This window comes from Streptomyces sp. SD15 (genome assembly GCF_054462255.1).
In genome coordinates this window covers 39483-62620 of record NZ_JBTLMO010000033.1, presented here as the reverse complement: position 1 = coordinate 62620, position 23138 = coordinate 39483, and the positions used below count along the sequence as shown (strand labels likewise).

At 69.4% G+C, this 23138-nt stretch carries 31 protein-coding genes; 22 read left to right on the top strand and 9 right to left on the bottom strand.

Features of this window, described 5'->3' with window-relative positions; translation table 11 throughout:
- Positions 1-87 precede the first annotated feature (87 nt).
- From ACX28W_RS28605 to ACX28W_RS28585, 5 genes are all read left to right on the top strand, one after another.
- Positions 88-1887, top strand: coding sequence for a bifunctional metallophosphatase/5'-nucleotidase (locus ACX28W_RS28605; protein ID WP_459002523.1), 1800 nt, complete (start codon positions 88-90; stop codon positions 1885-1887).
- A gap of 247 nt (positions 1888-2134) precedes the next feature.
- The gene (locus ACX28W_RS28600; protein ID WP_459002522.1) at positions 2135-2272 is read left to right on the top strand and encodes a hypothetical protein; all 138 of its coding nucleotides are present in this window, start codon (positions 2135-2137) and stop codon (positions 2270-2272) included.
- Between the two features lie 95 nt (positions 2273-2367).
- Entirely contained in the window at positions 2368-4149 is a 1782-nt protein-coding gene (locus ACX28W_RS28595) for an ABC transporter ATP-binding protein (RefSeq protein ID WP_459002521.1), read from the top strand.
- A gap of 534 nt (positions 4150-4683) precedes the next feature.
- Entirely contained in the window at positions 4684-5040 is a 357-nt protein-coding gene (locus ACX28W_RS28590) for a hypothetical protein (RefSeq protein WP_459002520.1), read from the top strand.
- Positions 5037-5318, top strand: coding sequence for a hypothetical protein (locus ACX28W_RS28585; protein ID WP_459002519.1), 282 nt, complete (start codon positions 5037-5039; stop codon positions 5316-5318). Before ACX28W_RS28590 ends, ACX28W_RS28585 begins: the two co-directional genes overlap by 4 nt.
- A 66-nt stretch (positions 5319-5384) precedes the next feature.
- On the opposite strand, the gene ACX28W_RS28580 is transcribed toward ACX28W_RS28585, so the two are convergent.
- Together ACX28W_RS28580 and ACX28W_RS28575 are read right to left on the bottom strand one after the other, a co-directional pair.
- Positions 5385-5696 (bottom strand): hypothetical protein, encoded by a 312-nt coding sequence (locus tag ACX28W_RS28580; RefSeq protein ID WP_459002518.1) that lies wholly within the window; start codon positions 5694-5696, stop codon positions 5385-5387.
- Complete coding sequence (locus tag ACX28W_RS28575) at positions 5693-6022, bottom strand: hypothetical protein (protein ID WP_459002517.1); 330 nt, start codon at positions 6020-6022, stop codon at positions 5693-5695. The genes ACX28W_RS28580 and ACX28W_RS28575 overlap by 4 nt, the downstream gene beginning before the upstream one ends.
- A 131-nt stretch (positions 6023-6153) precedes the next feature.
- Between ACX28W_RS28575 and ACX28W_RS28570 the strand changes: the two genes are divergently transcribed.
- The 7 genes from ACX28W_RS28570 (at position 6154) to ACX28W_RS28540 (ending at position 10091) form a co-directional block, all read left to right on the top strand.
- Complete coding sequence (locus ACX28W_RS28570; RefSeq protein ID WP_459002516.1) at positions 6154-6978, top strand: helix-turn-helix domain-containing protein; 825 nt, start codon at positions 6154-6156, stop codon at positions 6976-6978.
- The gene (locus tag ACX28W_RS28565) at positions 6975-7196 is read left to right on the top strand and encodes a DUF397 domain-containing protein (RefSeq protein ID WP_459002515.1); all 222 of its coding nucleotides are present in this window, start codon (positions 6975-6977) and stop codon (positions 7194-7196) included. Before ACX28W_RS28570 ends, ACX28W_RS28565 begins: the two co-directional genes overlap by 4 nt.
- A gap of 52 nt (positions 7197-7248) precedes the next feature.
- Complete coding sequence (locus ACX28W_RS28560) at positions 7249-7404, top strand: hypothetical protein (RefSeq protein ID WP_459002514.1); 156 nt, start codon at positions 7249-7251, stop codon at positions 7402-7404.
- 29 nt (positions 7405-7433) lie between these two features.
- A complete protein-coding gene (locus ACX28W_RS28555; RefSeq protein ID WP_459002513.1) occupies positions 7434-7784 on the top strand; it encodes a DUF6247 family protein in 351 nt (116 codons plus the stop codon).
- The gene (locus tag ACX28W_RS28550; protein ID WP_362067353.1) at positions 7781-8104 is read left to right on the top strand and encodes a hypothetical protein; all 324 of its coding nucleotides are present in this window, start codon (positions 7781-7783) and stop codon (positions 8102-8104) included. Before ACX28W_RS28555 ends, ACX28W_RS28550 begins: the two co-directional genes overlap by 4 nt.
- Before the next feature lie 1304 nt (positions 8105-9408).
- A complete protein-coding gene (locus ACX28W_RS28545; RefSeq protein WP_362067351.1) occupies positions 9409-9696 on the top strand; it encodes a hypothetical protein in 288 nt (95 codons plus the stop codon).
- Complete coding sequence (locus ACX28W_RS28540) at positions 9693-10091, top strand: hypothetical protein (protein WP_459002512.1); 399 nt, start codon at positions 9693-9695, stop codon at positions 10089-10091. The genes ACX28W_RS28545 and ACX28W_RS28540 overlap by 4 nt, the downstream gene beginning before the upstream one ends.
- On the opposite strand, the gene ACX28W_RS28535 is transcribed toward ACX28W_RS28540, so the two are convergent.
- From ACX28W_RS28535 to ACX28W_RS28510, 6 genes are all read right to left on the bottom strand, one after another.
- On the bottom strand, positions 10085-11560 hold the full coding sequence (locus ACX28W_RS28535; RefSeq protein ID WP_459002571.1) for a sensor histidine kinase: 1476 nt from the start codon (positions 11558-11560) through the stop codon (positions 10085-10087). The two genes, ACX28W_RS28540 and ACX28W_RS28535, sit on opposite strands and share 7 nt — an antisense overlap.
- Before the next feature lie 8 nt (positions 11561-11568).
- Complete coding sequence (locus tag ACX28W_RS28530; protein WP_362067345.1) at positions 11569-12300, bottom strand: response regulator transcription factor; 732 nt, start codon at positions 12298-12300, stop codon at positions 11569-11571.
- 119 nt (positions 12301-12419) lie between these two features.
- Positions 12420-12635, bottom strand: a complete 216-nt coding sequence (locus ACX28W_RS28525) for a hypothetical protein (RefSeq protein WP_459002511.1) — start codon at positions 12633-12635, stop codon at positions 12420-12422.
- Positions 12636-12665: 30 nt separating this feature from the next.
- On the bottom strand, positions 12666-13868 hold the full coding sequence (locus ACX28W_RS28520; protein ID WP_459002510.1) for a S1C family serine protease: 1203 nt from the start codon (positions 13866-13868) through the stop codon (positions 12666-12668).
- 125 nt (positions 13869-13993) lie between these two features.
- Entirely contained in the window at positions 13994-15016 is a 1023-nt protein-coding gene (locus ACX28W_RS28515) for a LacI family DNA-binding transcriptional regulator (protein WP_459002509.1), read from the bottom strand.
- An 86-nt stretch (positions 15017-15102) separates the two neighbouring features.
- On the bottom strand, positions 15103-15891 hold the full coding sequence (locus tag ACX28W_RS28510; protein WP_459002508.1) for a response regulator transcription factor: 789 nt from the start codon (positions 15889-15891) through the stop codon (positions 15103-15105).
- Between the two features lie 253 nt (positions 15892-16144).
- Here ACX28W_RS28510 and ACX28W_RS28505 point away from each other — a divergent pair, with 253 nt between their 5' ends.
- The 9 genes from ACX28W_RS28505 to ACX28W_RS28465 all read left to right on the top strand — a co-directional run bounded on the left by ACX28W_RS28505 (position 16145) and on the right by ACX28W_RS28465 (position 21889).
- Entirely contained in the window at positions 16145-16987 is an 843-nt protein-coding gene (locus tag ACX28W_RS28505) for an alpha/beta hydrolase (RefSeq protein ID WP_459002507.1), read from the top strand.
- 50 nt (positions 16988-17037) lie between these two features.
- Positions 17038-17292 carry a MoaD/ThiS family protein gene (locus tag ACX28W_RS28500; RefSeq protein ID WP_362067333.1) on the top strand — a complete coding sequence of 85 codons (255 nt, stop codon included), beginning with the start codon at positions 17038-17040 and terminating at the stop codon, positions 17290-17292.
- Between the two features lie 8 nt (positions 17293-17300).
- Positions 17301-18503, top strand: coding sequence for a hypothetical protein (locus ACX28W_RS28495; RefSeq protein WP_459002506.1), 1203 nt, complete (start codon positions 17301-17303; stop codon positions 18501-18503).
- 173 nt (positions 18504-18676) lie between these two features.
- Positions 18677-19423, top strand: coding sequence for an LmeA family phospholipid-binding protein (locus ACX28W_RS28490; protein ID WP_459002505.1), 747 nt, complete (start codon positions 18677-18679; stop codon positions 19421-19423).
- A 207-nt stretch (positions 19424-19630) separates the two neighbouring features.
- Complete coding sequence (locus tag ACX28W_RS28485; RefSeq protein WP_350310325.1) at positions 19631-19711, top strand: putative leader peptide; 81 nt, start codon at positions 19631-19633, stop codon at positions 19709-19711.
- Between the two features lie 148 nt (positions 19712-19859).
- Positions 19860-20705 (top strand): sulfurtransferase, encoded by an 846-nt coding sequence (locus ACX28W_RS28480; RefSeq protein ID WP_459002504.1) that lies wholly within the window; start codon positions 19860-19862, stop codon positions 20703-20705.
- A 38-nt stretch (positions 20706-20743) separates the two neighbouring features.
- Positions 20744-21031, top strand: coding sequence for a DUF1416 domain-containing protein (locus tag ACX28W_RS28475; protein ID WP_054232391.1), 288 nt, complete (start codon positions 20744-20746; stop codon positions 21029-21031).
- 144 nt (positions 21032-21175) lie between these two features.
- Positions 21176-21436: a DUF3099 domain-containing protein gene (locus ACX28W_RS28470; RefSeq protein WP_459002503.1), complete on the top strand. Its 261-nt coding sequence runs from the start codon at positions 21176-21178 to the stop codon at positions 21434-21436.
- Between the two features lie 78 nt (positions 21437-21514).
- Positions 21515-21889, top strand: a complete 375-nt coding sequence (locus tag ACX28W_RS28465) for a VOC family protein (protein ID WP_459002502.1) — start codon at positions 21515-21517, stop codon at positions 21887-21889.
- Here the strand turns inward: ACX28W_RS28465 and ACX28W_RS28460 are convergent.
- The gene (locus ACX28W_RS28460; protein WP_459002500.1) at positions 21883-22245 is read right to left on the bottom strand and encodes a DsrE family protein; all 363 of its coding nucleotides are present in this window, start codon (positions 22243-22245) and stop codon (positions 21883-21885) included. The two genes, ACX28W_RS28465 and ACX28W_RS28460, sit on opposite strands and share 7 nt — an antisense overlap.
- A gap of 317 nt (positions 22246-22562) precedes the next feature.
- Between ACX28W_RS28460 and ACX28W_RS28455 the strand changes: the two genes are divergently transcribed.
- Positions 22563-23138 carry a heme-binding beta-barrel domain-containing protein gene (locus ACX28W_RS28455; protein WP_362067319.1) on the top strand — a complete coding sequence of 192 codons (576 nt, stop codon included), beginning with the start codon at positions 22563-22565 and terminating at the stop codon, positions 23136-23138.

Sequence of the window (23138 nt, the reverse complement as noted above, 5' to 3'; positions counted from 1 at the left end):
CCTCAACCCCCTGTTGCGCTACGCGCGTTGATTCTAAGGTGCGCGTTAAAACCACAACAGCATCACCGCTCCCACAGGGGGGAACCCATGCCGCCGATGCCCCGGCAGAGACGTACCCATCGCATCCTCGCGGCCGCCGCGGGCCTGGCCACCGTCGGTGCGCTGGCCGCCGCGATGCCCGCGAGCGCAGGGCAGGACAAGGCGACCGCCGGCCACCACCAGGGCAGCGGCCGCTACCAGGACGTGCAGCTGCTGTCCTTCAACGACCTGCACGGCAACCTGGAGCCGCCGTCCGGTTCGTCCGGCCGTGTCACGGAGGTCCACGAGGACGGCACCACCGAGACCATCAACGCGGGCGGCGTCGAATATCTCGCCACGCACCTGCGACAGGCCCGCACGGGCAACAAGTACTCGATCACGGCCGCCGCCGGTGACATGGTCGGCGCCTCCCCGCTGATCTCCGGGCTCTTCCACGACGAACCGACGATCGACGCGCTCAACGGCCTCGACCTCGATGTCAGCTCGGTCGGCAACCACGAGTTCGACGAGGGCGCCAAGGAACTGGCCCGGCTGCAGAACGGCGGCTGCCACCCGACGGACGGCTGTTACGACGACAGCGAGAAGTTCTCGGGTGCCGACTTCCCCTACCTCGCGGCGAACGTCACCAACGAGAAGACCGGCAAGCCGATCCTCAAGCCCTACTGGGTGTGGAAGAAGAACGGCGTCAAGGTCGGCTTCATCGGCGTGACCCTGGAGGGCACCCCGAACATCGTCTCCGCCGACGGGGTCAAGGGCCTGAAGTTCGGCGACGAGGTCGCGACGATCAACAAGTACGCCAAGGAGCTCCAGAAGCAGGGCGTGAAGTCCATCGTCGCGCTCATCCACGAGGGCGGCGCGCCCGCCTCGACGGCGTACAACTACGACTGCGACAGCCCCGGTGCCGGTGACGGCATCTCCGGCCCGATCGTCGACATCGCCAAGAACGTCACGCCGGCCGTGGACGCGCTGGTCACCGGCCACACCCACCAGGCGTACGCGTGCACCATCGCCGACCCGGCGGGCAAGCCCCGCATGGTCACCTCGGCCGCGTCCTTCGGCCGCCTCTACACGGACACGACGCTGACGTACGACCGCTGGACCGGCGACATCGCCCGTACGGCGGTCAAGTCCGCGAACCACGTGGTCACCCGTGACGTCGCGGCGGCCACCGACATGACCGGCCTGATCAGCAAGTGGAAGGCCCTCGCCGCCCCGATCGCCTCGCGCCCCATCGGTTACATCGCGGGCGAGATCGGCAACACCGGCACCGAGTCCCCGCTGGGCGACATGATCGCCGACGCGCAGCTCGCGTACGCCAAGTCCCTCGACGCGGAGGCCGACCTCGCGGTGATGAACCCGGGCGGCATCCGCTCCGGGCTCACCTACGCCGCGAGCGGCGCTGAGGGCGACGGGGTGGTGACGTACGGGGAGGCGTACACGGTGCAGCCGTTCGCCAACACCGTCAACCTGGTGGACCTCACCGGGGCTCAGGTGATCACGGCACTTCAGCAGCAGGTCAGCGGGCTGAACGAGGGCGCGCCGAAGATCCTGCAGATCTCCAAGGGCCTGACCTACACGCTCGACCTCACCAAGACGGGCGCCGCCCGGGTGGTGGCCGACTCGGTCAAGCTCAACGGCACGGCGATCGACCCCGCCGCTTCCTACCGCGTCGCGATGAACTCCTTCCTCGCGGGCGGCGGCGACGGCTTCGCCGCGCTCGGCCAGGGCACCAACGTCCTGGTCGGCGGCGACGACCTGGCGGCCTTCGAGGCCTACCTGACGGCGAACTCGTCGGCCACGGCGCCGTACCCGGTGCCGACGGCGGACCGGATCACGATCGTGAAGTAGTACGGCGGCAAGTTGCAGCGAGTGGGGCCGGTGCGCACATGCGTACCGGCCCCCTTTTATTGATTTTTTCTTGACTTAAATTCTGTGTGAGTAGCGAGTTGGTTCCGCCCGCCATCTGAAAATTGGTTTTAGCTGCAATTCATTGAGGTCTAAGAGGAATTGGCGATTTCCGGGTTCGCGGTCCCGTAATGTTTTCCATGTCGAAAGCGAACGACGCAAACGAAGAAAACGGCAAAAGGAGATTCCCGTGAGCTTCCACAAGATCACCCCGGTCAAGAAGCACCGCAAGGCCGCCCCGGTTGCCAAGCGCGTCGCCAAGCCCGCACCGAAGAAGGCCGCCGCTCCCGCGCCGAAGAAGCGTCCGGTGAGCCGTCAGGGCCAGTAGTAGCCCGCGCGAGGCGGGGCCCCCGGAAAGGAGAAACGACTTCCGGTGGCCCCGCCTCGGCCATGTTCTGGACCCGAAAGGGGAGTGGAGTTGATATGCGGGAAGTCCGGGAGGCATTCGCGCGCTTCTGGCCGCTGACGCGCGGCGACCGCACATGGCTGGTCCTGATCATCGGCTGCGTGATCGTGGCCGCGCTCGCCGAGACGGCCTCGATCCTGCTGTTCGCGCAGCTCACGGACCACGCCTTGCAGGCCGGTTCGCTCTCCGCGTTCTGGGGACCGGCCGGAGCCTGGCTCGCGGTCGCCGTGATCGGCGCGATCGTCGGCTATCTCGGCAATTCGCTCGCCGTGTGGACCGCCGAGAGATTCGTACTGCGGCTGCGCGCGGGTGTCTTCCGCCACGTCCAGGACCTGCCGCCGGACTTCTTCCAGAAGCATCGCCAGGGCGACCTGGTCGAACGCCTCACCGGTGATGTCGAGGCCATCGAACAGATGGTCGTGTCGGGTGTCGTGGGGACGGTCTCCGCTGCCTTCTCGACGGTCTTCTACGCGGCCGCCGCCCTCTGGCTGCGATGGGACCTGGCCCTCGTCACCTTCCTCCTCGCCCCTCTCTTCCTCGTCGCAGCCCGCCGTTTCTCCGGCCGGATCAAGAAGTCCTCCCAGGAGGAGCGGGCCGCCGACGGCGCGATCACCTCGGTCGTCGAGGAATCCCTCGGCAACGTGGTGCTGACCCAGGCGTACAACCGGCGTCGCGCCGAGGAGAAGCGGCTCGACCGCGAGGCACGCGCCTGGATGCGGGCGTCCGTGCGCGGGGCGCGGGCGAGCGAGATGTACGAGCAGTTCGTCGAGGTCATCGAGACCCTGTGCGTACTCGCGGTGATCGGCCTCGGCGCCTGGGAGATCTCCCAGGGGCGCATGTCGCTCGGCCAGTTGCTCGCCTTCGCCGCCTTCCTGGGCTACCTCTACCCGCCGATCCGCAACCTCGGCCAGCTCGGCCTGACCCTCACCGCCGCCACCGCCGGCGCGGAACGCATCCAGGAGATCCTCGACGCCGAACCCGCCGTGACCGACGCCGCCGACCCGGTCCGGCCCTGGCCCGTGCGCGGCTGGGTCAGCCTGCACGGCGCCTCGTTCCGCTACCCCGGCACCGAGCGCGAGACCCTGCACGACGTGACCTTCACCGCGAATCCCGGCGAACTCGTCATCGTCACCGGCCCCAGCGGCGCCGGAAAGTCGACGCTCTCGAAACTCCTCACCCGCTTCTACGACCCCACGGCCGGCGTGATCTGCCTGGACGGCGTCCCGCTGCCCGACGTACCCCTGGAGTTCCTGCGCGAGAACGTCGCGCTGCTGCCCCAGGAGACCCTGATCCTGCACGGCACGATCCGCGAGAACATCGAGTGCGGACGGCCGGGCGCCTCCCGGGCCGACATCGAACAGGCCGCCGCGGACGCCGTCGCACACGACTTCATCAGCGCACTGCCCGACGGATACGACACGGAGATCGCGCCCGGCACGGCCACCCTCTCCGGCGGCCAGCTCCAGCGCATCGCCATCGCCCGCGCCATGCTGCGTGCCGCCCCCGTCCTCGTCCTCGACGAGCCCACGGCCGGACTCGACTCGGTGGCCGCCCGCCGGGTGGTGCAGCCGCTGCGGCGGCTGATGGCGGGCCGTACGACGATCATGATCACGCACGACCTGAGCCTCGCCCCCGACGCCGACCGGATCCTGGTCGTGGACGACGGCCGACTGGTGGAGGCGGGCACACACGACGAACTGATGGCGCGGGGCGGGACATACGCGAGCCTCGCGACGCCGACGCCCGCACTCGACGGCTACGACTACGGCTACGACCACTTGGCGGCGCGCAGCGTGTAGCCCAGGCCCCGCACGGTCTGGAGAGACGTGTGGGGAGGCTGGGGGCGGCCCCCCGCGGCTCCCCCAGCCTCCCCGTCTTCCCTGTCCTCCCATGGCCTCCGCGTCGAGCGCCAGGAGGCGGTGGGGGTCAGGAAGTGCCGGGCGTCATGAGGCGTGGGGCGTCATGACGCGATGCGTGTCAGGAGGCGGTGGGCGTCCAGTCGCCGAGCCAGGCGGCGACCGTCTGGCCCCGGCCTGGGCGTCGGTCAGCTGAGCTTGTCCTTGTTCGCCGACGTACAGCGCGGTCTTGCGCCTGCGGTGGCGTGCCTTGCGGATGTCAGTCACGTGTGGGGTCCGTTCAACGTCTGTGGAGGGGAGGGACGTTGAGTGGTTGCCGCTGGTGGGGGAAAGGTTGCCGGGGGAGGAGGAAATGGGCGCTGCCCGCTTCGGCCGGTCCCGCCGATGACCCGTCGGCTGTGGTGGTACGCGGCTACCCTGGCAGGTGATGACCACGGGCACACTGGGCCCGACCTGCGGAGGAGAAGGGGACGAGGGATGAGCGCACAGCCGGTGCACCAGGATGGGCCGAGCACCCCGATGCCGCCCCTGACGAGGGACGCGCTGCGCGAGGCGGTGAAGCGGGTGAGTCTCGTGAACCTGCCGCAGTTCGACCTGGAGGCCGGGCGGGCCTTCGACCAGGCCAGCCAGACCGGCAGCACCGCTCCGCTTCGGCTGTTCCTGCGACGCTGGGGCGTGTTCGTGGCGATCGAGCGGGACCCCGCGCGTGCGGCCCGTCTGCACGAGGCCGAGCGGATCTCCCAGGACGACACGGTCGACGAAGCCGCGTTTCGCGCCGCGATGGCGGAGATCAACACGATTCTGCGTGAGGCCGAGCGGGAGATCGAGGCTTGAACGACGAGGAGCCGCACGACCCGGAGTGGACCTGGGAGTACGGAGCGGAGCCGGACTGGGTGGTCGGCGACCTGTCCGCCGAAGGACGCGCGGCGGCCGAGGAGGTCGCGAGGCAGTTGGTCGTCCTCGCTTCACTGAGCCAGGATCCGGGTGACGGAGCCAGCGTGACGAACCCGCAGGGCCTGCGCGTGATCGCCATGGGCCCGCTCATGGTCTGGTACCAGATCATCGACTACCGGAAACGGGTCTACATCCAGCGGGTGACCTGGCTCGGATGAGGTCGGGCCGACCTTGTGCGAGAGCCGGCCCAGCCTGGCTCGCTTCACCCTGCCGCCGGCGCGAGGTCACTCCTCGTCTCCGAGGATGCGCGTGCCCCGGCTGACCGCGACGCGGAGTACGTCGGCCAGGGACTCCGTCGCCCGGGTGAGCGCGAAGCGGACCGCCCGCTCGCCCGCCTTGGGATCGGAGAGTACGGCCTTGGCTCCGGCGAGGACCTGTTCCCCGGAGTCCAACTGGGCCGCCTCCATGTCGTCGGCGAGGAGGGAGAGGCGGCTGTGCTCGCTGTCGGTGCTCAGATAGCAGGGCTTGCCTTCGGGGGGCGTCCAGGGGAGCAGCCGCAGCGTCACGGTCGTCGATGTTTCCTCGGGGGCGCTCACGCGGGCACCTCCACTCCGTGGATGTGGCGGGGGCCTACGTCGATGCCGTGCACGGCGAGCCACAGCGCGCGCCGCCGCTGCCGTCGCAGCCGCCGCTCGTGGCGCTCTTGTGGGGTGAGGAGGTACGGGCGTACGAGATGCGTGTCCGGCTCGAAGGGCCATACGTCGAGGGGGCGGCCGGAGAGTAAGGGTGAGGCGGGTGCCAACGGGCTTCCCTGTCCCGGGGGTTGGACCTGGGCGGCTCGGTGCCGGCCCCGGGCGGGGAGCAGGGCGCGTACCAGCGCCAGCAGTAGCAACTCCCAGAATCCCGCGATGCATTCGGCCATGGCGGCGCTCCCTTTTCACGGTGCTCTGACGAGCGGTGATTACCGTTCGTGTCTCGATCGTCACTGCTCGGGCGTACTCTGCGGAAGGGGGCTGGTGTTGTCTGGGCCGCCAGGCAACAGGGAGGGGTGACGTGGACGAACTTGTTGACGGGGAAGGGGAGTCGGGGCTCGCGGGGTTGGGCCGGACGCTCCGGCATCTGCGGGAGAAGGCCGGGAAGTCACTGGGGCAACTGGCTGACGAGAGCGGGTACGACAAGAGTTATCTGAGCCGGATGGAGTCGGGCAAGCGGCTGTCCAAGATGGTGGTCATGGAGGACCTGGACCGCTACTACGGGTCCGGTGACCTGCTGGTTCAGCTGTGGAAGGTGGCGCGGCACGACGCCTTCAAGGACAAGTACAAGCGGTTCATGGGGCTGGAGGCGACGGCGCGGGTCATGCACAAGCTCACGCTTGGCGTGCCCGGGCTGTTGCAGACAGAGGATTTCGCCCGCGAGGTGTTGTCTGGCGCTCAGGCAACGGCTGGCAACAGCGAAGAGGTCGAGGAACAGGTGGCCGCGCGCATGGGGCGGCAGCTTCTGTTGCGCAGAGACCCGGCGCCCAACGTCCGGTTCATCATCGACGAGTACGCGTTCCGGCGCCCGGCTGCCACCGCGAAGACTTGGGACGACCAGCTGCTTCGCATCGAAGCCGTGGCGATGTGGCCGAACGTTGCGCTCCAGGTGCTGCCCTTCGCGACCGGCGTGCACCACCTCATCGACGGTTCTCTGACTCTGCTGTGGCAGATGGACGGAAGTGCCGTTGCCTACAAGGAAGGCAACGGCGGCGGCGAGTTGATCGACGATTCGGAGGGGGTCCTGCGCCACCGCTTGTCCTACGATCGCCTCCGAGACTTGGCGCTGCCCCCGTCGGACTCGCTGACGTTCATCAGGGGCGTTCTGGAGGAACACAGGTCATGAAGTCCACCCCCGACCTCAGCAACGCGGCCTGGCGCAAGTCGAGCTACAGCGACGGGGGAGACAACAACTGCGTCGAGGTCGCCGACGGCTACCCCGGCCTCGTCCCCGTCCGGGACAGCAAGACCCCGACGGACCGCCTGCTGGTCTTCTCGGCGGTGTCCTGGTCCGCGTTCATGGAGGGCGTCAAGGGTGACGCGGGTGTGAACACGGTCCGGTGAAGCGTGCGGGAAACCGGGACGGGAAGGGGTGCGGTCCGGCCACGGTGACGTCATGGCAGAGAACATGACCATCGACCCCTTTGCGGACGCAGTGGCCAACCTGTACGCGCCGGCCGCCGAGAAGATCCGCGCCCAGGGCCTGCTGTCTCGGCCGGAGCCGGTGCGCGGACGATCCGTGCGGGGACGGGGAGCGCGGCTATGGTCGTAGACACGGCGCGTCGAAGGAGGACATCGATCATGGCTGCCCACGCTGCGGAACCCGATGCGGTCGTCCCCCCCATGCCCGAGCGGACCCCGAAGGCGCTGCGCGAGGCCATCGCCGAGCACACTCCCGAACTTCTCCCGGATTTCGACGCGCACTGGAAGTGGGCGATCGCCGACACCTACGACCTCGGTCCGGTGCCGGCGTTCATGGCCCGCTGGTGGGGTCAGTACGCCATCGCCCGCGACCCCAAACTGAACGCGCACGTACTTGATCTCGAACACCGAGCCGCGTACGAGTGCACCGACATCGCCGAAGCCAAAGCCCTCCTTGAAGAGGCGGCGAAGATTTACTACCGGGTCCGAGAACTGGAGCCCGGCGAGTGACTGATGGGTTCATGGGGCCGCCTTGGCAAGCGGACTGGCGGATCGATGCTCTCGTCACCTTCGAGGCACTGCCCGACCACGCTCGTGAGATGGTCCTCGCCGCGCGCGCCGAACTGGTCACGGCGAAAGACCCGTACTTTCGAGGCATCGATACTGATGCCGGGCTTCCCGACGGCATGAGGGTCATGCCGGACCAGTCCACTGTTCCGAAGGGCCGCCACCTTTGCTTCTTCGACAACGGCAAGGGCTGGTTGAAGTACACCTTCGTACGTCGAACCGAAGATCCCCAGATCGTGGTGGAAGAGATCTTCTGGCAGTGAGCGGTGCGTTTCCCTCACTCCGCACAGGCCGATCCGGTGCTGGTGTTCGGCACGTCGGCGTGGGCGTCGTTTCTGGTAGAGGTCAGGGTCGGGGTCGTAGGAGCGACGTTGGTGCTGTGGGCGCCTGTGGTGGGGTTGCCGTTGGGGCCGCCCGCTTCTTTGCCAGTGTCGTGCTTCCGCGAGCCGAGTAAAGGGCGCTCCCTCCGGTCGCGTCGGCTGCGCCGATCGGCCTGCGGCCGCCCCTTGACTCGGCTCGCTCCAGCACGGGTGAGAAGCGAGCGGGCGGCCTGGGGAAAGCGGGGGCCCGGGTCGGTTTGCGGGAGCCGTCGGTTGGGCTGTGGACCGGGGTGGACGGGCGCGGTCGCGCCTCGCCTGCACGCCGGGCCGGCTTAGCGGCCGACGGTGAGTGGGAGCGTACGCCCGGCGGAGTGGGGGCACGCCGGTGCGGCTTGGCGGCGGGCGGCCGGTGGGTGGTGGGAGCTGTCCGTGGTCACGGGGTGGCGGGCGATGCCCCGGACGGCGGGGATGCCCCCTCAGGGGACGCGGCGAGCGGGCCGTGACCGAGTAATTGGAGGATTTGGGCCACCCGGGAGAGGAAAGCCCAGGTCGGCTGTCCTCGTCGTGGCCCAAACGCACCAATTACCTCCGGAGGCGTGATGGGCGAGGTGGATGTGACAGGTGGGGCACACCCTGGGCCGGTGGGTGCGGCCCACCGGCCGTAAGTCGCCAAGCCGCCACGGCGTGCCCCCACTCCGCCGGGCGTACGCTCCCACTCACCGTCCGCCGCTAAGCCGGCCCGGCGTGCAGGCGAGGCGCGGTCGCGCCCGTCCACCCCGGCTCGCAACGCAACCCACCCCGTCCGTCGGCCGACCTGGGACCCCCGCTTTCCGGGCCGCTCGCTCGCTTCTTCCCCGTGCTGGAACGGCCCGGGTCAAGGGGCGGCCGTAGGCCGATCGCCGAAGGCGACGCGAAGCGCCCTTGAGGCGGGCCGTGGAAGCACGACACTGACAAAGAAGCGGGCGGCCCCGACGGTCACGTGAAAACGCCGACGCGCGAGCGGACCAGACCCGTTTCCTCTGGTTCAGGACTTGGGCAGGCGTGGAAGTTCAGACGCTCTTTCCGCGGGTGCCCCAGGGCCAGGACCAGGCCCGAGTCAGGTAGGGCCCCCGCGCTCAGGGGGCCTCGGTGGGATGCCCAGGGCAGGGGCGCCGTTGGGCGGAGGTCAAAATCGGAGAGGAGTGCGAGGAGGCCTCTTCCGTGTGAGGACGCCCCCCGGTGCATGCTAGTGGAGCTATGGTGATTCTATGGCCGAGCACACCACCATTCAGGTGACCAAGGAAGTCCGCGACCACCTCGCCCAGGTGGCCAAGGATCGCGGCATGACGCTGGGGCAGCTCGTCGAGCAGCTCGCGGCCGAGCAGCCGACCGCTGAGCAGATCGCCGAGCGCGTGGCGGCCACGCGCAAAGCCCTGCGTGAGCGGATGGGGTGCACGTTGTCGGACGAGGAATTCGACAGCGGGCCGGACGTCCTGGCCAACGTGTACGCCATGGCGGCGGAGAAGGCCCATGCCCGTCGAGGGCACGCTGCGTGATCATCCTGGACACCAGCGCGGCCACCGCCCTTACGCAGGGCCATGTATCCCTGCACCGTCTTGTGGACAACGTCGCGCATACGCCGGGCGACTGGCTCCATATCCCGGCGCTTTGCCTCATGCGGGCGGAGGAAGCCGACAAGGGAGCCGCGAGCAAGCTGCTTGCTCTCCCGGGAATCCTCGTTGACCCCCTCGGGCAGACGGCGGCCACCGCGGTCGGCGGGATGGTGCGTGACGGGTGGGGCGGTGCGGATACCTGCCACACGATCTACGTCGCCACTCCGCACCAGGAGACCGGCGGCATGTCCATCATCCTGACGGAGCGCGAGGACGACTATCCGCCGGGCTTCCTTGCTGTGGACATCGGCTCGCCAGGAATGCTCGGTTTCTACTGAGCCTCGGCATCATCCGGACCCTGGCCCGGCGGCGGTGTCGGTGCGCCCGGCAGGCGTACCGTCGCCACCGTGCCGCCGCCCTCCGCCGGTTGCAGTGATACCTCGCCGCCCGACTGCTGCACCGTACGGGCCACGATGGACAGGCCCAGGCCCGATCCCGGGAGGGCCCTGGCGCTCGGGGAGCGCCAGAAGCGGTCGAAGACGTGGGGGAGTTCCTCGGCGGGGATGCCGGGGCCGTGGTCGCGTACGGTCAGTTCGCCAGCCTTGAGGATGACGTTCACCGACTCGCCTGCCGGGCTGAACTTCACCGCGTTGTCCAGGATGTTGACGATCGCCCGCTCCAGCGCCGAGGGCTCCGCCCGGACGAACCAGGGCTGGAGGTCCGCCGTGATCGTCAGTTCGGGGCCGCGCAGGCGGGCGCGGTGCAGGGCCGCCTCCACCGTGTCCTGGAGGTCCACCACCTGGATACGGTCCGCCGGCTGGCCCGCGTCCGAGCGCGACAGGGTCTGCAAGTCGCCGATCAGGGCCGCCAGTTCCGTCATCTGTGCCGTCACCGAGGAGAGGAGCGCCTTGCGGTCCGCCGGGGGGATCGGGCGGCCCGTCTCCTCGCTGCGGGTGAGGAGTTCGATGTTCGTACGGAGGGAGGTCAGGGGCGTACGGAGCTCGTGGCCCGCGTCCGCGATGAGCTGCTGTTGCAGCTCGCGGGAGTTGGCCAGTGCGGACGTCATCGAGTTGAAGGAACGGGAGAGGCGGGCGATCTCGTCCTCGCTGTCTTCCTCCACCGGGATGCGGATCGTCAGGTCCTCGGTACGGGCGACGTGTTCCACGGCCTCGGTGAGCTTGTCGACGGGGCGAAGGCCCGCGCGGGCCACGGCGAGGCCCGCGGCTCCGGCGCCGACCACTCCGATGCCGCCGACGAGGAGGAGGAGCAGGGCCAGGTCGTTGAGGGTGGACTGGGTGCCCTCGAGGGGGTAGGCGACGATCAGCGCGGCGCCCTGAAGCAGGGACTGCCCGCCGCCACTATTGGGAACGTCGTTGAGGACGAGCGGCAGGGTCACCACTCGTACGGCGTTGCCCTTGCTGTCGGTCCCGTTCCGGAACTTGCTGACGCCGAGCTCCGGATTCTTGGCCAGTTCCTTGTCGCTGTCGGTTACCTTCACAAGGCCTGCGGAGGAGTCAAGGGCACAGGCGCTGCCGTCCGCCTTGACCACCTCCATGTAGTACTCGGTGCGTCTGCGGAAGTCGGTGGGGCCCGTCGGCTCTTCGCCGCACGTGGTGAGGGCGTCGTTGACCACCAAGTACGGGACGGGGCCCTTCTGCGAGCTCAGATCGTTGTTGATCTCGTCGTACAACTTCCCCCGCACGATGAACCAGCACGTCACCGATACCGCCGCCACTGCGAACGCCACCGCCGCCGAGACCAGCAGGGCCAGTCGGGAGCGGATCGGCAGGGAGCGGAAGTGACGCATCACCTTGATCACTCCGCGCCGCCCGACCGCAGCACATACCCCACGCCCCGCACCGTGTGCACGAGGCGCGGCTCGCCGCCCGCCTCGGTCTTGCGGCGCAGGTACATGACGTAGACGTCGAGGGAGTTGGAGGAGGGCTCGAAGTCGAAGCCCCAGACCGCCTTGAGGATCTGCTCGCGGGTGAGGACCTGGCGTGGGTGGGCCAGGAACATCTCCAGGAGGGTGAACTCGGTGCGGGTGAGTTCCACGGGGCGGCCCGCCCGGGTGACCTCGCGGGTCGCGAGGTCCATGCGGAGGTCGCCGAAGGTGAGCGCGTCGTCCTCGTCGATGCCGGTCGCCGTCGCCGCGTACGAGCTGCGGCGCAGCAACGCCCGGATGCGGGCGAAGAGTTCGTCGAGTTCGAAGGGCTTGACCAGGTAGTCGTCGGCGCCCGCGTCGAGGCCGGTGACGCGGTCGCCCACGGTGTCGCGGGCGGTCAGCATGAGGATGGGGGTGGTGGTGCCCGCGCCGCGCATCCGGCGGGCGGCGGTCAGGCCGTCCATCCTCGGCATCTGGATGTCCAGGACGACCAGGTCGGGCTGGTACGCGGTCGCCTTCTCCAGCGCGTCCGCGCCGTCGACCGCGACCTGGGTGTCGTACCCCTCGAAGGCGAGGCTGCGCTGGAGTGCTTCGCGCACCGCCGGCTCGTCGTCGACGATCAGGATGCGCTGGGTTTCACGGTCGCCTTCGGCGGGGCTCATGGGCTGGGGATCCTCGGGTGCGGTGGGACGTGGACGGTGGTTCTGACGCCTTCAGCCTCGCATGGTTCCGGGGTGGAGGCGGAGATCGGCCGGGACGTGCTGTCCGACCGTCCGGTGCGTCAGCCCCGCAGCGTGCTGAGCCGGCCCAGCGGAACCTTGCGGCGGTGCGGGTGCCCGGCGGAGGTACGCAGGCCCATCATCTCCGGAGCCCGGACCGGAAGGACCACTTCCGGTGCCCGGCTCCCCGGCGCGTGCAGCTCGTACGCCACTTCGAGGGCCAGGCCGAGCCCGGCCGGGTCGTCGCCGGTCATGGTGTGGGAGATACGCGTGATCATGTGAACCTCCAGAGTCGGCCGACCGGAAAGTCAGCTGTCGGAACCGCCGGCCCGCAGGCTGGCGAGGTCGGACTTGACGGTGTTGATCGGGATGGCGAAGCCGAGGCCGACACTGCCCGCGCTCGAGCTGGACGTGGAGTCCGCGGCCGAGTACATCGCGGAGTTGATGCCGATGATGTTGCCGTTCATGTCGATCAGTGCGCCGCCGGAGTTGCCGGGGTTGAGCGAGGCGTCGGTCTGAAGGGCCTTGTACGTCGTCGTGGACGTGCCCGTGTCGCCGTTGAACTCCTGGCCACCGAAGGAGAACGGCCACTGGCCGCTGCCGTCGCCCTGCTGTTGCTGCTGGCCCTGGCTCTCGTCGGTGGAGACGGTCACGTCACGGTCCAGCGCGGAGACGATGCCGCTGGTGACGGTGCCGGTCAGGCCTTCGGGGGAGCCGATCGCGACGACGTCGTCGCCGACCTGGACGCCGTCGGAGTTGCCGAGCGTGGCGACCGTCAGGCCGGAGGGAGTGTTCTCCAGCTTGATGAGCGCCAGGTCCTTCTTGCTGTCGGTGCCGACGACCGTCGCGGTGTACGACTTGCCGTTGCTCAGCTGCACCTTGATCTCGGAGGCGCCCGAGATGACGTGGTTGTTGGTGATGATCTCGCCGCTGGACGTGATGATCACGCCCGAGCCGGTCGACGAACCGGCGTTCGAGGTCGCGCTGATCTCGACGATGCTCGGAGTGACCGCCTGGGCGACACCGGCGACGGTGCCCTTCTTGGCGGTGGGCACCACGGTGGTGCTGGTGCTGCTCGACGTGGCGTCCTTGCCGGTCAGCTCCTGGATGCCGTACGCGGTGCCGCCTCCGATGGCGGCGGCGACTATCGCGACGGCGGCGAGGAGAGCCAGCGGGCCCTTCGCGCGCTTCTTCGGCGAGGCGGGAGCGGGGGTGGGGGTGGGGGCGATGGGCTCGGCGGTCAGCACCGCCGTGGAGGAGAGGCTGTCCGGCTCGGGGTAACCCCCGTACGAGCCGTGGCCGGAACCGCCCTGACCGTTACCGCCCTGACCGGAGCCCGGCCACACGGTGGTGCCCGGCTCGACGGCGACCGGCGCGGCCGGTACGTACGCCGGCGGGGGAGGCCACTCGGGGTTCACGGGGGTGGAAGAGACGGGCTGCTGCTGGGGGTACGGGGACTGGTGGTCGTCGCCCTGGGGGTACTCGCCGCTGCGGCGGAAGCTCTCGGTCATGTGAAACAGGTTCGCGCCCGATCATGAGAGCTCCCTGAGTCCCCGCTGAGAAGCCCGCCAGAACCTCGTTTGCCCCATATAAAGACGCCGGGGCCCGTAAATCAGGGGTTCAGAGGGTGCCCCGTCTACTCACACCCACAAGACCGCCGCACCACCAACCGCGACGGAAACACCTTCAACCGCTCCCGCCGTGACCCCGCGACCCGCAGCCCGTCGTCCAGCACGAGGTCGACGGCCGCGCGGGCCATCGCCGACCGGTCCGAAGCGATCGTCGTCATCGGCGGGTCCGTCAGCGCCGCTTCCTTGACGTCGTCGAAGCCGGCCACGGCCAGCTGCCCCGGCACGTCGATGCGCAGCTCGCGGGCAGCGCGCAGCACGCCGATCGCCTGGTCGTCGGTGGAGCAGAAGATGGCGGGCGGCCGGTTCGGGCCGCCGAGCAGCTGAAGGCCGACCTGATAGGCGTCGTAGCGGTTGTACGGCGCCTCGAAGAGGCGGCCCTCGGTCGAGATCCCGGCCTCCTGCATCGCGCGCCGCCAGCCCTCGACGTGGTCGGAGACCGGGTCGCCGACGGTGGGGGTGTCCGCGAGGCCGCCGAGACAGGCGACGTAGTCGTACCCGTGCTCGAGCAGATGGCGGGTGGCGAGCTGGGCGCCGCCGATGTCGTCGGTGACGACGGCCACGTCGTCGATCGCCTCGGGGCGCTCGTGCAGCAGCACGACGCGGGCGTCCCAGGCCTCGATCTCGGCGGCCGCGTGGTCGTTCAGGGCGTGGCTGACGAGGATCAGGCCGGAGACCCGCATACCGAGGAAGGCCCGCAGATAGTGGACCTCGCGCTCGGCGATGTAGTCGGAGTTGCCGACGAGGACCATTTTCCCGCGCTCGGCCGCGGCCTGTTCGACGGCGTGCGCCATCTCCCCGAAGAAGGGCTGACGTGCGTCCGGCACGATCAGGCCTATGAGCTCGGTCCGCCGCGACGCCATGGCCTGGGCGACCCGGTCGGGCCGGTACCCCAGTTCCTTGATCGCGGCGAGAACACGCTCGCGCGTGGCCGGGGCAACCGGCCTCGGTCCGTTGTTGATGACATAGCTGACGACGGCGGTGGACGTACCCGCCAGTCGCGCTACATCGTCCCTCGTCACCTTGGCCACGCGCGGAGTCTACGCGGATGGACCCGCCTCTGGGCAGGTCATACGGCGGCTTCCTGCGCCGCCGTCATGCCTCCCTCATGCCGCGGTCACGCCTCTGTCGTCACCGTGGCGGTGTCGACGGCGTCCAGGTGCGCCGTCTCGTCCGCATCCTCCGCCTTTGGCTGGGCCGCCTTGGCCTTCGCCTCGTCCGCGGCGCGGTCCACCTTCTCGGGTGTAACGAATCGATAACCGACGTTCCGGACGGTTCCGATCAGCGACTCGTGCTCGGGTCCGAGCTTCGCGCGCAGCCGTCGTACGTGGACGTCGACCGTGCGCGTACCGCCGAAGTAGTCGTAGCCCCAGACCTCCTGGAGCAGCTGGGCGCGGGTGAAGACGCGGCCCGGGTGCTGCGCGAGGTACTTCAGGAGCTCGAACTCCTTGAAGGTCAGGTCGAGGACCCGGCCCTTGAGCTTGGCGCTGTACGTCGCCTCGTCCACCGACAGATCGCCGTTGCGGATCTCCATCGGGGAGTCGTCGTTGACGATCTGCTGCCGGCCCATGGCCAGGCGCAGGCGTGCTTCGACCTCGGCCGGACCGGCGGTGTCGAGCAACACGTCATCGATGCCCCAGTCGGCGGTGACGGCCGCGAGGCCGCCCTCCGTCACCACGAGGATCAGCGGACAGCCGGGTCCCGTGGAGCGGAGCAGCTGGCACAGGCTGCGCACCTGCGGAAGGTCGCGGCGGCCGTCGATCAGGATGACGTCGGCACCGGGGGTGTCGACGAGAGCGGGGCCTTCCGCCGGAGCCACTCGCACGTTGTGCAGGAGCAGGCCGAGAGCGGGAAGCACCTCCGTCGACGGCTGAAGGGCATTGGTCAGGAGCAGCAGAGAACTCATCGCGCCCCACCTGCCTGGGTCGTCTTACGTTCGTGCACGGTTCGCTCGCCCATAACGTCTGGTTCCTCCTCGGTCCCTGCGAGGACGTTTGCGGCACTGCTGTGTAGCTGCGGCTCCCGCGCCCCTGGGAACCGCTGTGCCTGTGTGGGCCCGTACACCTGCGGTTTCCCGCTTCGTATACAACGCTTCACAAAGCACAAAAGGACCCGGGGGCTACGCTGCCCGAGTCCTCATGCCCAGCAGAATAGCCCACATGAGCTCAGGTCCGGCAGGTCAAATGACGGGATCTTCCCTTCGTCCACCCCTTGAGACGCCCCGGCGCACCCCTTTGCGGAGGTTTCTGCACACGGTCGACGGGGTGACGATCGATGCGGCGTACGACCCTGGAACGCTGCCTTCTGATGACTTGGCGATCGTGGTCGCGCACGGGTTCACGGGCGGTGTGGACCGCCCGCACGTGCGCCGCGTCGCCGACGTCTTCGCGTGCGGCGCGGCGGTGGTCACCTTCTCCTTCCGTGGTCACGGCGCCTCCGGTGGCAGCTCCACCGTCGGTGACCGAGAGGTCCACGACCTGGCGGCCGCGGTGGCCTGGGCGCGTGAACTCGGGCACACGCGCGTGGTCACCGTCGGCTTCTCGATGGGAGGGTCGGTGGTGCTGCGGCACGCGGCGCTGAGCGCGGAGGAGCACGCGGGGCGCACGGGGGCGCGTACCGACGCCGTGGTTTCGGTGAGCGCACCGGCCCGTTGGTATTACCGGGGTACGGCCCCTATGCGGCGGGTGCACTGGCTGGTAACCCGGCCGGTGGGGCGGGTCGTGGGCCGCTACGGTCTGCGCACCCGTATCCACCACCGCGGGTGGGATCCGGTGCCGGCCTCCCCGGTCGAGTCGGTCCCTCTCATCGCGCCCACCCCGCTGCTGATCGTCCACGGCGACCAGGACGGCTACTTCCCGGTCGACCACCCCCGGATGCTCGCCGCCGCCTCCGGCGACCACGCCGAACTCTGGCTGGAGCACGGCATGGGACACGCCGAGCACGCGGCGGACGACGAGCTGCTGGCCCGTATCGGGGAATGGGCCGCCGCACACGCGAGCTAGCCTGACCGTGTTCACAGCAACTGCTCATTAACCACGCAATGAGGAACGAGATGGCAAAGGGCACGGTGCGTTACTGGGCCGCCGCCAAGGCCGCGGCAGGCGTCGCCGAGGAGCCGTACGACGCGGGCACGCTCGCCGAGGCACTCGACGCGGCACGCGAGCGACACCCCGGCGAACTCGTCCGCGTCCTGCGGCGATGCTCGTTCCTCATCGACGGTGACCCCGTGGGCACCCGCGGACATGAGACGGTACGGCTGGCCGAGGGCGGCACGGTCGAGGTGCTCCCGCCGTTCGCAGGAGGGTGAGCGAGACGATGAGCAACCAGCCGTACGAGGGCCGGTACGAGGGGTACGACCCGTATCAGCAGCCTCAGCAGCAGCCTCAGCAGCAGCCTCAGCAGCAGCCTCAGCAGCAGCCCCAGCAACAACAACAGCAACACCCCGACTGGCAGCAGCACACCCAGCAGTGGGAGGGGCAGACCTGGGAGACCCAGGTGCAGCCTCCCGTGTCGGCGGCGGAGACGGCGTATCTGCCGCCTCAGGGGTACCAGGGGCAGGGGCAGGGATACGGGCAGCCGCAGGCGTACGGGTACGGCGTCACGCCCCAGTCCCTCCCGCAGGAGACCGCGGTGCAGGGCTGGGACCGGACCCCGCAGCCGCAGCGACCCGAGGCGCCCGCGCCCGCACCCGCACCCGTTCCTGCCCCCGTGACCGGGGACGCCCCCGGCTACGGCCCCCCGACCGTCACCGGCAACGCCCGTGTCACCGACGCCCAGCGCGCCCGTGCCGAGGGCCGTTCGCCGATCATCGAACCCGGGATCCAGCCCGCCGCGCTCACCGCGGTGCTCGGGCTGCTGCTCTCGGGTACGGCCGCGCTCGGGGAGTACGCCCTCGTCGTACCCCTCGTCCTGCTGCAGGCCGTCACCGCGGCGGGATGGTTCCGGCTGAACGGGATGTGGCCGGCCCGGCAGGGCATCGCACTGGCGTTCCTGGGCGCGGTGACCGCAGACGTGGCCCTGCTCGTCGCGGGCCGGGAGAACGCGCCCGCGGCGATCCTCGGCACCCTCGGTGTGTGGGTCCTGCTCACCCTCGTCCTGCAACTGCGCAGCCATGCCGACGCGGACACGCGGATGTACGGCCTGATGGCGACCGTGGCCTCGGCGGCCCTGTCGATCGTCGCGGCCGGGCACCTCGCGGCCGAGCCGGACGCCGTCACGGTGGGCGCCGCCGCGGTCGCCGCGGCGATCCTGGCCCGCGCGCTGCCGCTGCCCACCGCGGCCTCCGTGGTGGTGGCGCTGCTGGCCGCCGCGGGCGCCGGAATCGCGGTCGGCGGGATGACGGACCTGGGCAGTCAGGGCGCCTTCCTCGGCCTCGGCGCCGGTGTCTGCGCGCTGATCGGCCACCGGGTCGCCAGCTACGACTACCCGTCCCGTTTCGTCCACTTCACCGCGGGCGTGGCCCTGCCGCTGGCCGCCGCGGCGCCGGCGGTGTATCTGCTGGGACGCGCGCTCGGCTAGGACCTGTCCTAGGTCCTGTCGTCGAATTCCCGTCGTCCGCCCGGCCGTACCGTTCGTCACAGCTGATCGACAACCACCCCGAAGGGCCCCCTCGTGGGGCCCTTCGAGGTTAGGTTTCGCGCTGGACGGCCACTCGGGTCGCCGGATCCGGTCGAGCTGGGGGAACACCGAGCATGCGCGCACTGCGAATATTCCTGATCGTCGCCGTCATCCTGGGCGGCCTGTTCGTGATCGCGGACCGGGTGGCGGTCGGCTTCGCGGAGGACGAGGCGGCGGACCGGATCAAGGCCAACGAGGGCCTGGCCGGCACCCCCGACGTGTCCATCGAGGGCTTCCCCTTCCTCACCCAGGTCGTCGGCGGCGAGCTCGACGACGTGAAGATCGGCATCAAGGACTACGAGGCGGCGACGGGCGGCACCAACGCCTCCGACGGCAGCATCCGCATCGACGACCTGAACGCCGAGATGCACGGCGTCGAGTTCAGCGGCGACTACAGCTCCGCCACCGCCGGCAGCGCCACCGGCACCGCGACCATCGCGTACGCCGAGCTCCTCGAGGTAGCCAAGTCCGATGCCACGCAGGTCGCGCCCGGTGTCACCGTCGAGGTCGTCAGCCTCTCCGACGGCGGCGACGGCAAGATCAAGGTTTCGCTCAAGGTCAGCGTCGGCGGCGCCGAGGTACCCCAGTCGGTCTCCGTACTCAGCTCGGTCACCGTCGTCGGGGGCGACACGGTCCGGGTGCACGCCGACTCGCTGCCCGAGCTGGGCGTCGACCTCGCGGAGGACCAGGTGCGCGCGGGCATCGACTTCGAGCAGAAGATCGACCAGCTGCCGGGCGGCATCCAGCTCGACAAGGTCGAGGCGGCGGCGGACGGCGTGGACATCTCGGTGAAGGGTTCGGACGTCCGGCTGGTCGGGTAGGACGGACCGTACGGAGGGCGCCGTCCGAAGGACGAGACAGCCCCGTCCGCCCAGTAGATGCGCTGTCGAGGTGGTGACGGCCGCGGGCGCCCGGAATCGGGGCGGGTGCGGCCGGGGCGGTCATCTCATCCCACATCCCGGACGATCGCATCTCAGCATCCGACACACCGGTGACATGTCCGGCTGTCCGTCCCTACGATCGGACACATGAAGCGACAGGCGGACCTCACGAAGCGGCGGGCAGTAGACCTGTGCCGCGTCGCCGCCATGCTCTGTCGCACCTTCTGAGCGGAAGCGTTCGTTCTTCGTTCGACCTTCCGACTTCCCCGGCCCTCCTTGTCAGGGCCCTCGTGCGCCGCGCAGGCCGGACCGGCATGACCGCGCACCCCCTCTCTAACGCACCGCCCCGCCGCAACTGCCCCGGAGGAGAACGAGCATGAGCCGCAGCGACGTCCTGGTAGACGCCGACTGGGTCCAGGACCACCTGGACGACCCGAGCGTGGCCATCGTCGAGGTCGACGAGGACACGTCCGCGTACGAGAAGAACCACATCAAGAACGCGATCCGGATCGACTGGACCAAGGACCTCCAGGACCCGGTCCGCCGTGACTTCATCGACCAGGAGGGCTTCGAGAAGCTCCTGTCGTCGAAGGGCATCGCCAACGACACGCTGGTCGTGCTCTACGGCGGCAACAACAACTGGTTCGCCTCGTACGCCTACTGGTACTTCAAGCTGTACGGCCACGAGAACGTGAAGCTCCTCGACGGCGGCCGCAAGAAGTGGGAGCTCGACTCCCGCGACCTGGTCGACGGCTCGCAGGTGCCCGAGCGCGCCGCGACCGACTACAAGGCCAAGGCCCAGAACACCGCGATCCGCGCCTTCCGTGACGACGTCGTGGCGGCCATCGGTTCGCAGAACCTGGTCGACGTCCGCTCGCCCGACGAGTTCAGCGGCAAGCTGCTGGCCCCGGCCCACCTGCCGCAGGAGCAGTCGCAGCGCCCGGGTCACGTCCCGTCCGCGCGCAACATCCCGTGGTCGAAGAACGCCAACGACGACGGTACCTTCAAGTCGGACGACGAGCTCAAGGAGCTCTACGCCGACGAGCAGGTGGACCTGGCGAAGGACACCATCGCGTACTGCCGTATCGGTGAGCGTTCCGCGCTCACCTGGTTCGTGCTGCACGAGCTGCTCGGTGTGGAGAACGTCAAGAACTACGACGGCTCCTGGACCGAGTACGGCTCCCTCGTCGGCGTCCCGATCGAGCTCGGCGCCAACAAGTAACTCTCAAGGCCTGAAGGACTGAAGGACGGAATCGAAATATGTGTGGAGCGAAGGCCGGCGGCCCCGACGCCTCGACGATCAAGCCCGGTGAGACCACGATCCAGGGCCAGGTGACCCGCGACGGCGAGCCGGTGACGGGCTACGTCCGTCTCCTGGACTCGACCGGCGAGTTCACGGCGGAGGTCCCCACCTCCGCGACGGGCCAGTTCCGCTTCTACGCGGCCGAGGGCACGTGGACCGTACGGGCCCTGGTCCCCGGCGGCACCGCGGACCGCACGGTCGTCGCCCAGACGGGCGGCCTCGCCGAGGTCGCCATCGCCGTCTGACGGCACCGCTCGAACGGCTGAAGGGCCGCACCCCCGGGGGTTGGACGCTTACCGGATCGGGGTGCGGCCCTTCAGCATGCCCGAGTGGCGCCGGACGGCTTCCGGACCCGCGCCGGACGGCGTTGTCAGGCCTACGCTGGACGCATGTACGTACGGCGGCGCCACGTCTACTTCGTCATGATGGGGACGTGCATCGGTCTCTTCGTCCTGGCCTGGGGAGTCGTGCGGCTCTGGTCGATTCCCGTGGCTGTCGGGATGTGCGTGGTGGCGATGGTGATTCCGCCGCTCGCCGCGATGGTGGCCAACCGACGTGGGCCCGATGACCGCTGGTGGGACGACCCGTCCGGGGATCCGAAGTCCGACGAGTGGTGGGACGAACTGGACGGCAAGAAGCGGCGGCCCTAGCGGCCCGTGCCCTGTCATCTGCGGGCCCTGTCGTCTCCAGGCCCCGTCATCTTCAGGCCCTGACACCCGGGAGTGCGTGTGAGTGCGAGGCTGTCGACCGTTGCCTTCGAAGCGCAGGATGCCCATGTGCTCGCCGACTTCTACCAGCGGCTGCTCGGGTACGTGGTGCGCGCGCAGGAGCCGGACTGGGTGCTGATCGGTCCCCCGGGCGGCGGCACCGCGCTCTCCTTCCAGACCGAACGCACGTACGTCCCACCGGTCTGGCCCAGTGCCCCCGGCGACCAGCGCGCGATGTTCCACCTCGACATCGAGGTGGACGACCTGCCGGCGGAGACGGCCCGCGCCCTCGCCGAGGGAGCCAGGCTCGCCGCCTACCAGCCGCAGGACGACGTACGGGTCTTCCTCGACCCGGCAGGGCACCCGTTCTGTCTGTGGGTGGGGTCGGCTCAGTAGACGAGCGCCTGCGTCTCGTCCGCCATCGCCTCCTGGACGAAGACCTGGGCGCCCGCGATGCGTACGCCGTCCAGGACGTCCTTCTCCGTGATGTCGCGCCGGGCCGCGCACTGCGTGCACAGCGTGATGCGCCCGGCGGCCAGGACCGAGTCGAGCAGGTCGGGCAGCGGGGCGGCGTGCGGGAGCTCGAACTCGGCGGCCCGGCCCGGGAGCGCGAACCACGAGGACTCGCCGGTCAGCCAGAGGGAGACCTCGACTCCACTGGCCACGGCCACCGCCGCGACCGTGAACGCCTGCGAGCAGCGCTCGGGGGCATCGGCCCCCGCCGTCACCTTGATCACGAGCTTCTTCGCCATGGTCGCATCGTAGTCCGGGGAGTCCGCATCGTGATCAACTCGTCGACAGCATCGTGTGCTGGAGGGTGGTCCTGCAGAGCCAACTGCTCGGCTGAGCCGTCAGGGCCCACCTCGCAGAGAGCGCCGGGTCCCACCCGACTAGAGTGGGACCCGGCTCTAGTACCGCCCACCACGCTCATCCGAGGAGCACCCCGTGGAGATCTTCTTCGAAACCCTGCTGGTCCTGGTCTGCGTCGGCGTTCTCGCCTTCGCCGGGCTGGCCGTGAAGAAGCTGTACCAGGGCCAGCGCTGACCCCCATCAAGGAATTTCCGACCTCATGATCGAGATCCCGTCCGACCTGCACAAGGACCTGCTTCCGCTTGCCTTCCTGCTCGGCAACTGGGCCGGTGCGGGCGTCCACGACTTCCCCGGCTCCGAGAAGTGCAACTTCGGCCAGGAGGTCACCTTCACCCACGACGGGCGGGACTTCCTGGAGTACCACTCGCACACCTGGGTGCTCGACGCCGACGGGAACAAGGTCCGGCCGCTGGAGACCGAGTCCGGCTTCTGGCGTATCGACTCCGACCGCAAGGTCGAGGTCGTCATGACCCGCGACGACGGTGTCGTCGAAGTCTGGTACGGCGACCTGGCCGCCAAGCAGCCGCAGATCGACCTGACCACCGATGCCGTGGCGCGCACCGCCGCGTCCGGCCCGTACACCGGTGGCAAGCGCCTTTACGGCTATGTGAAGAGCGACCTCATGTGGGTCGGCGAGAAGCAGACCCCCGAGGTCGAGCTGCGCCCCTACATGTCCGCGCAGCTGAAGAAGGTCGTCACCCCGGAGGACGTCGAGCGCTGGGCCAAGGCCCTCCCCGACGACATGCCGGACGACGGGATCGCTTTCTTCAAGTAG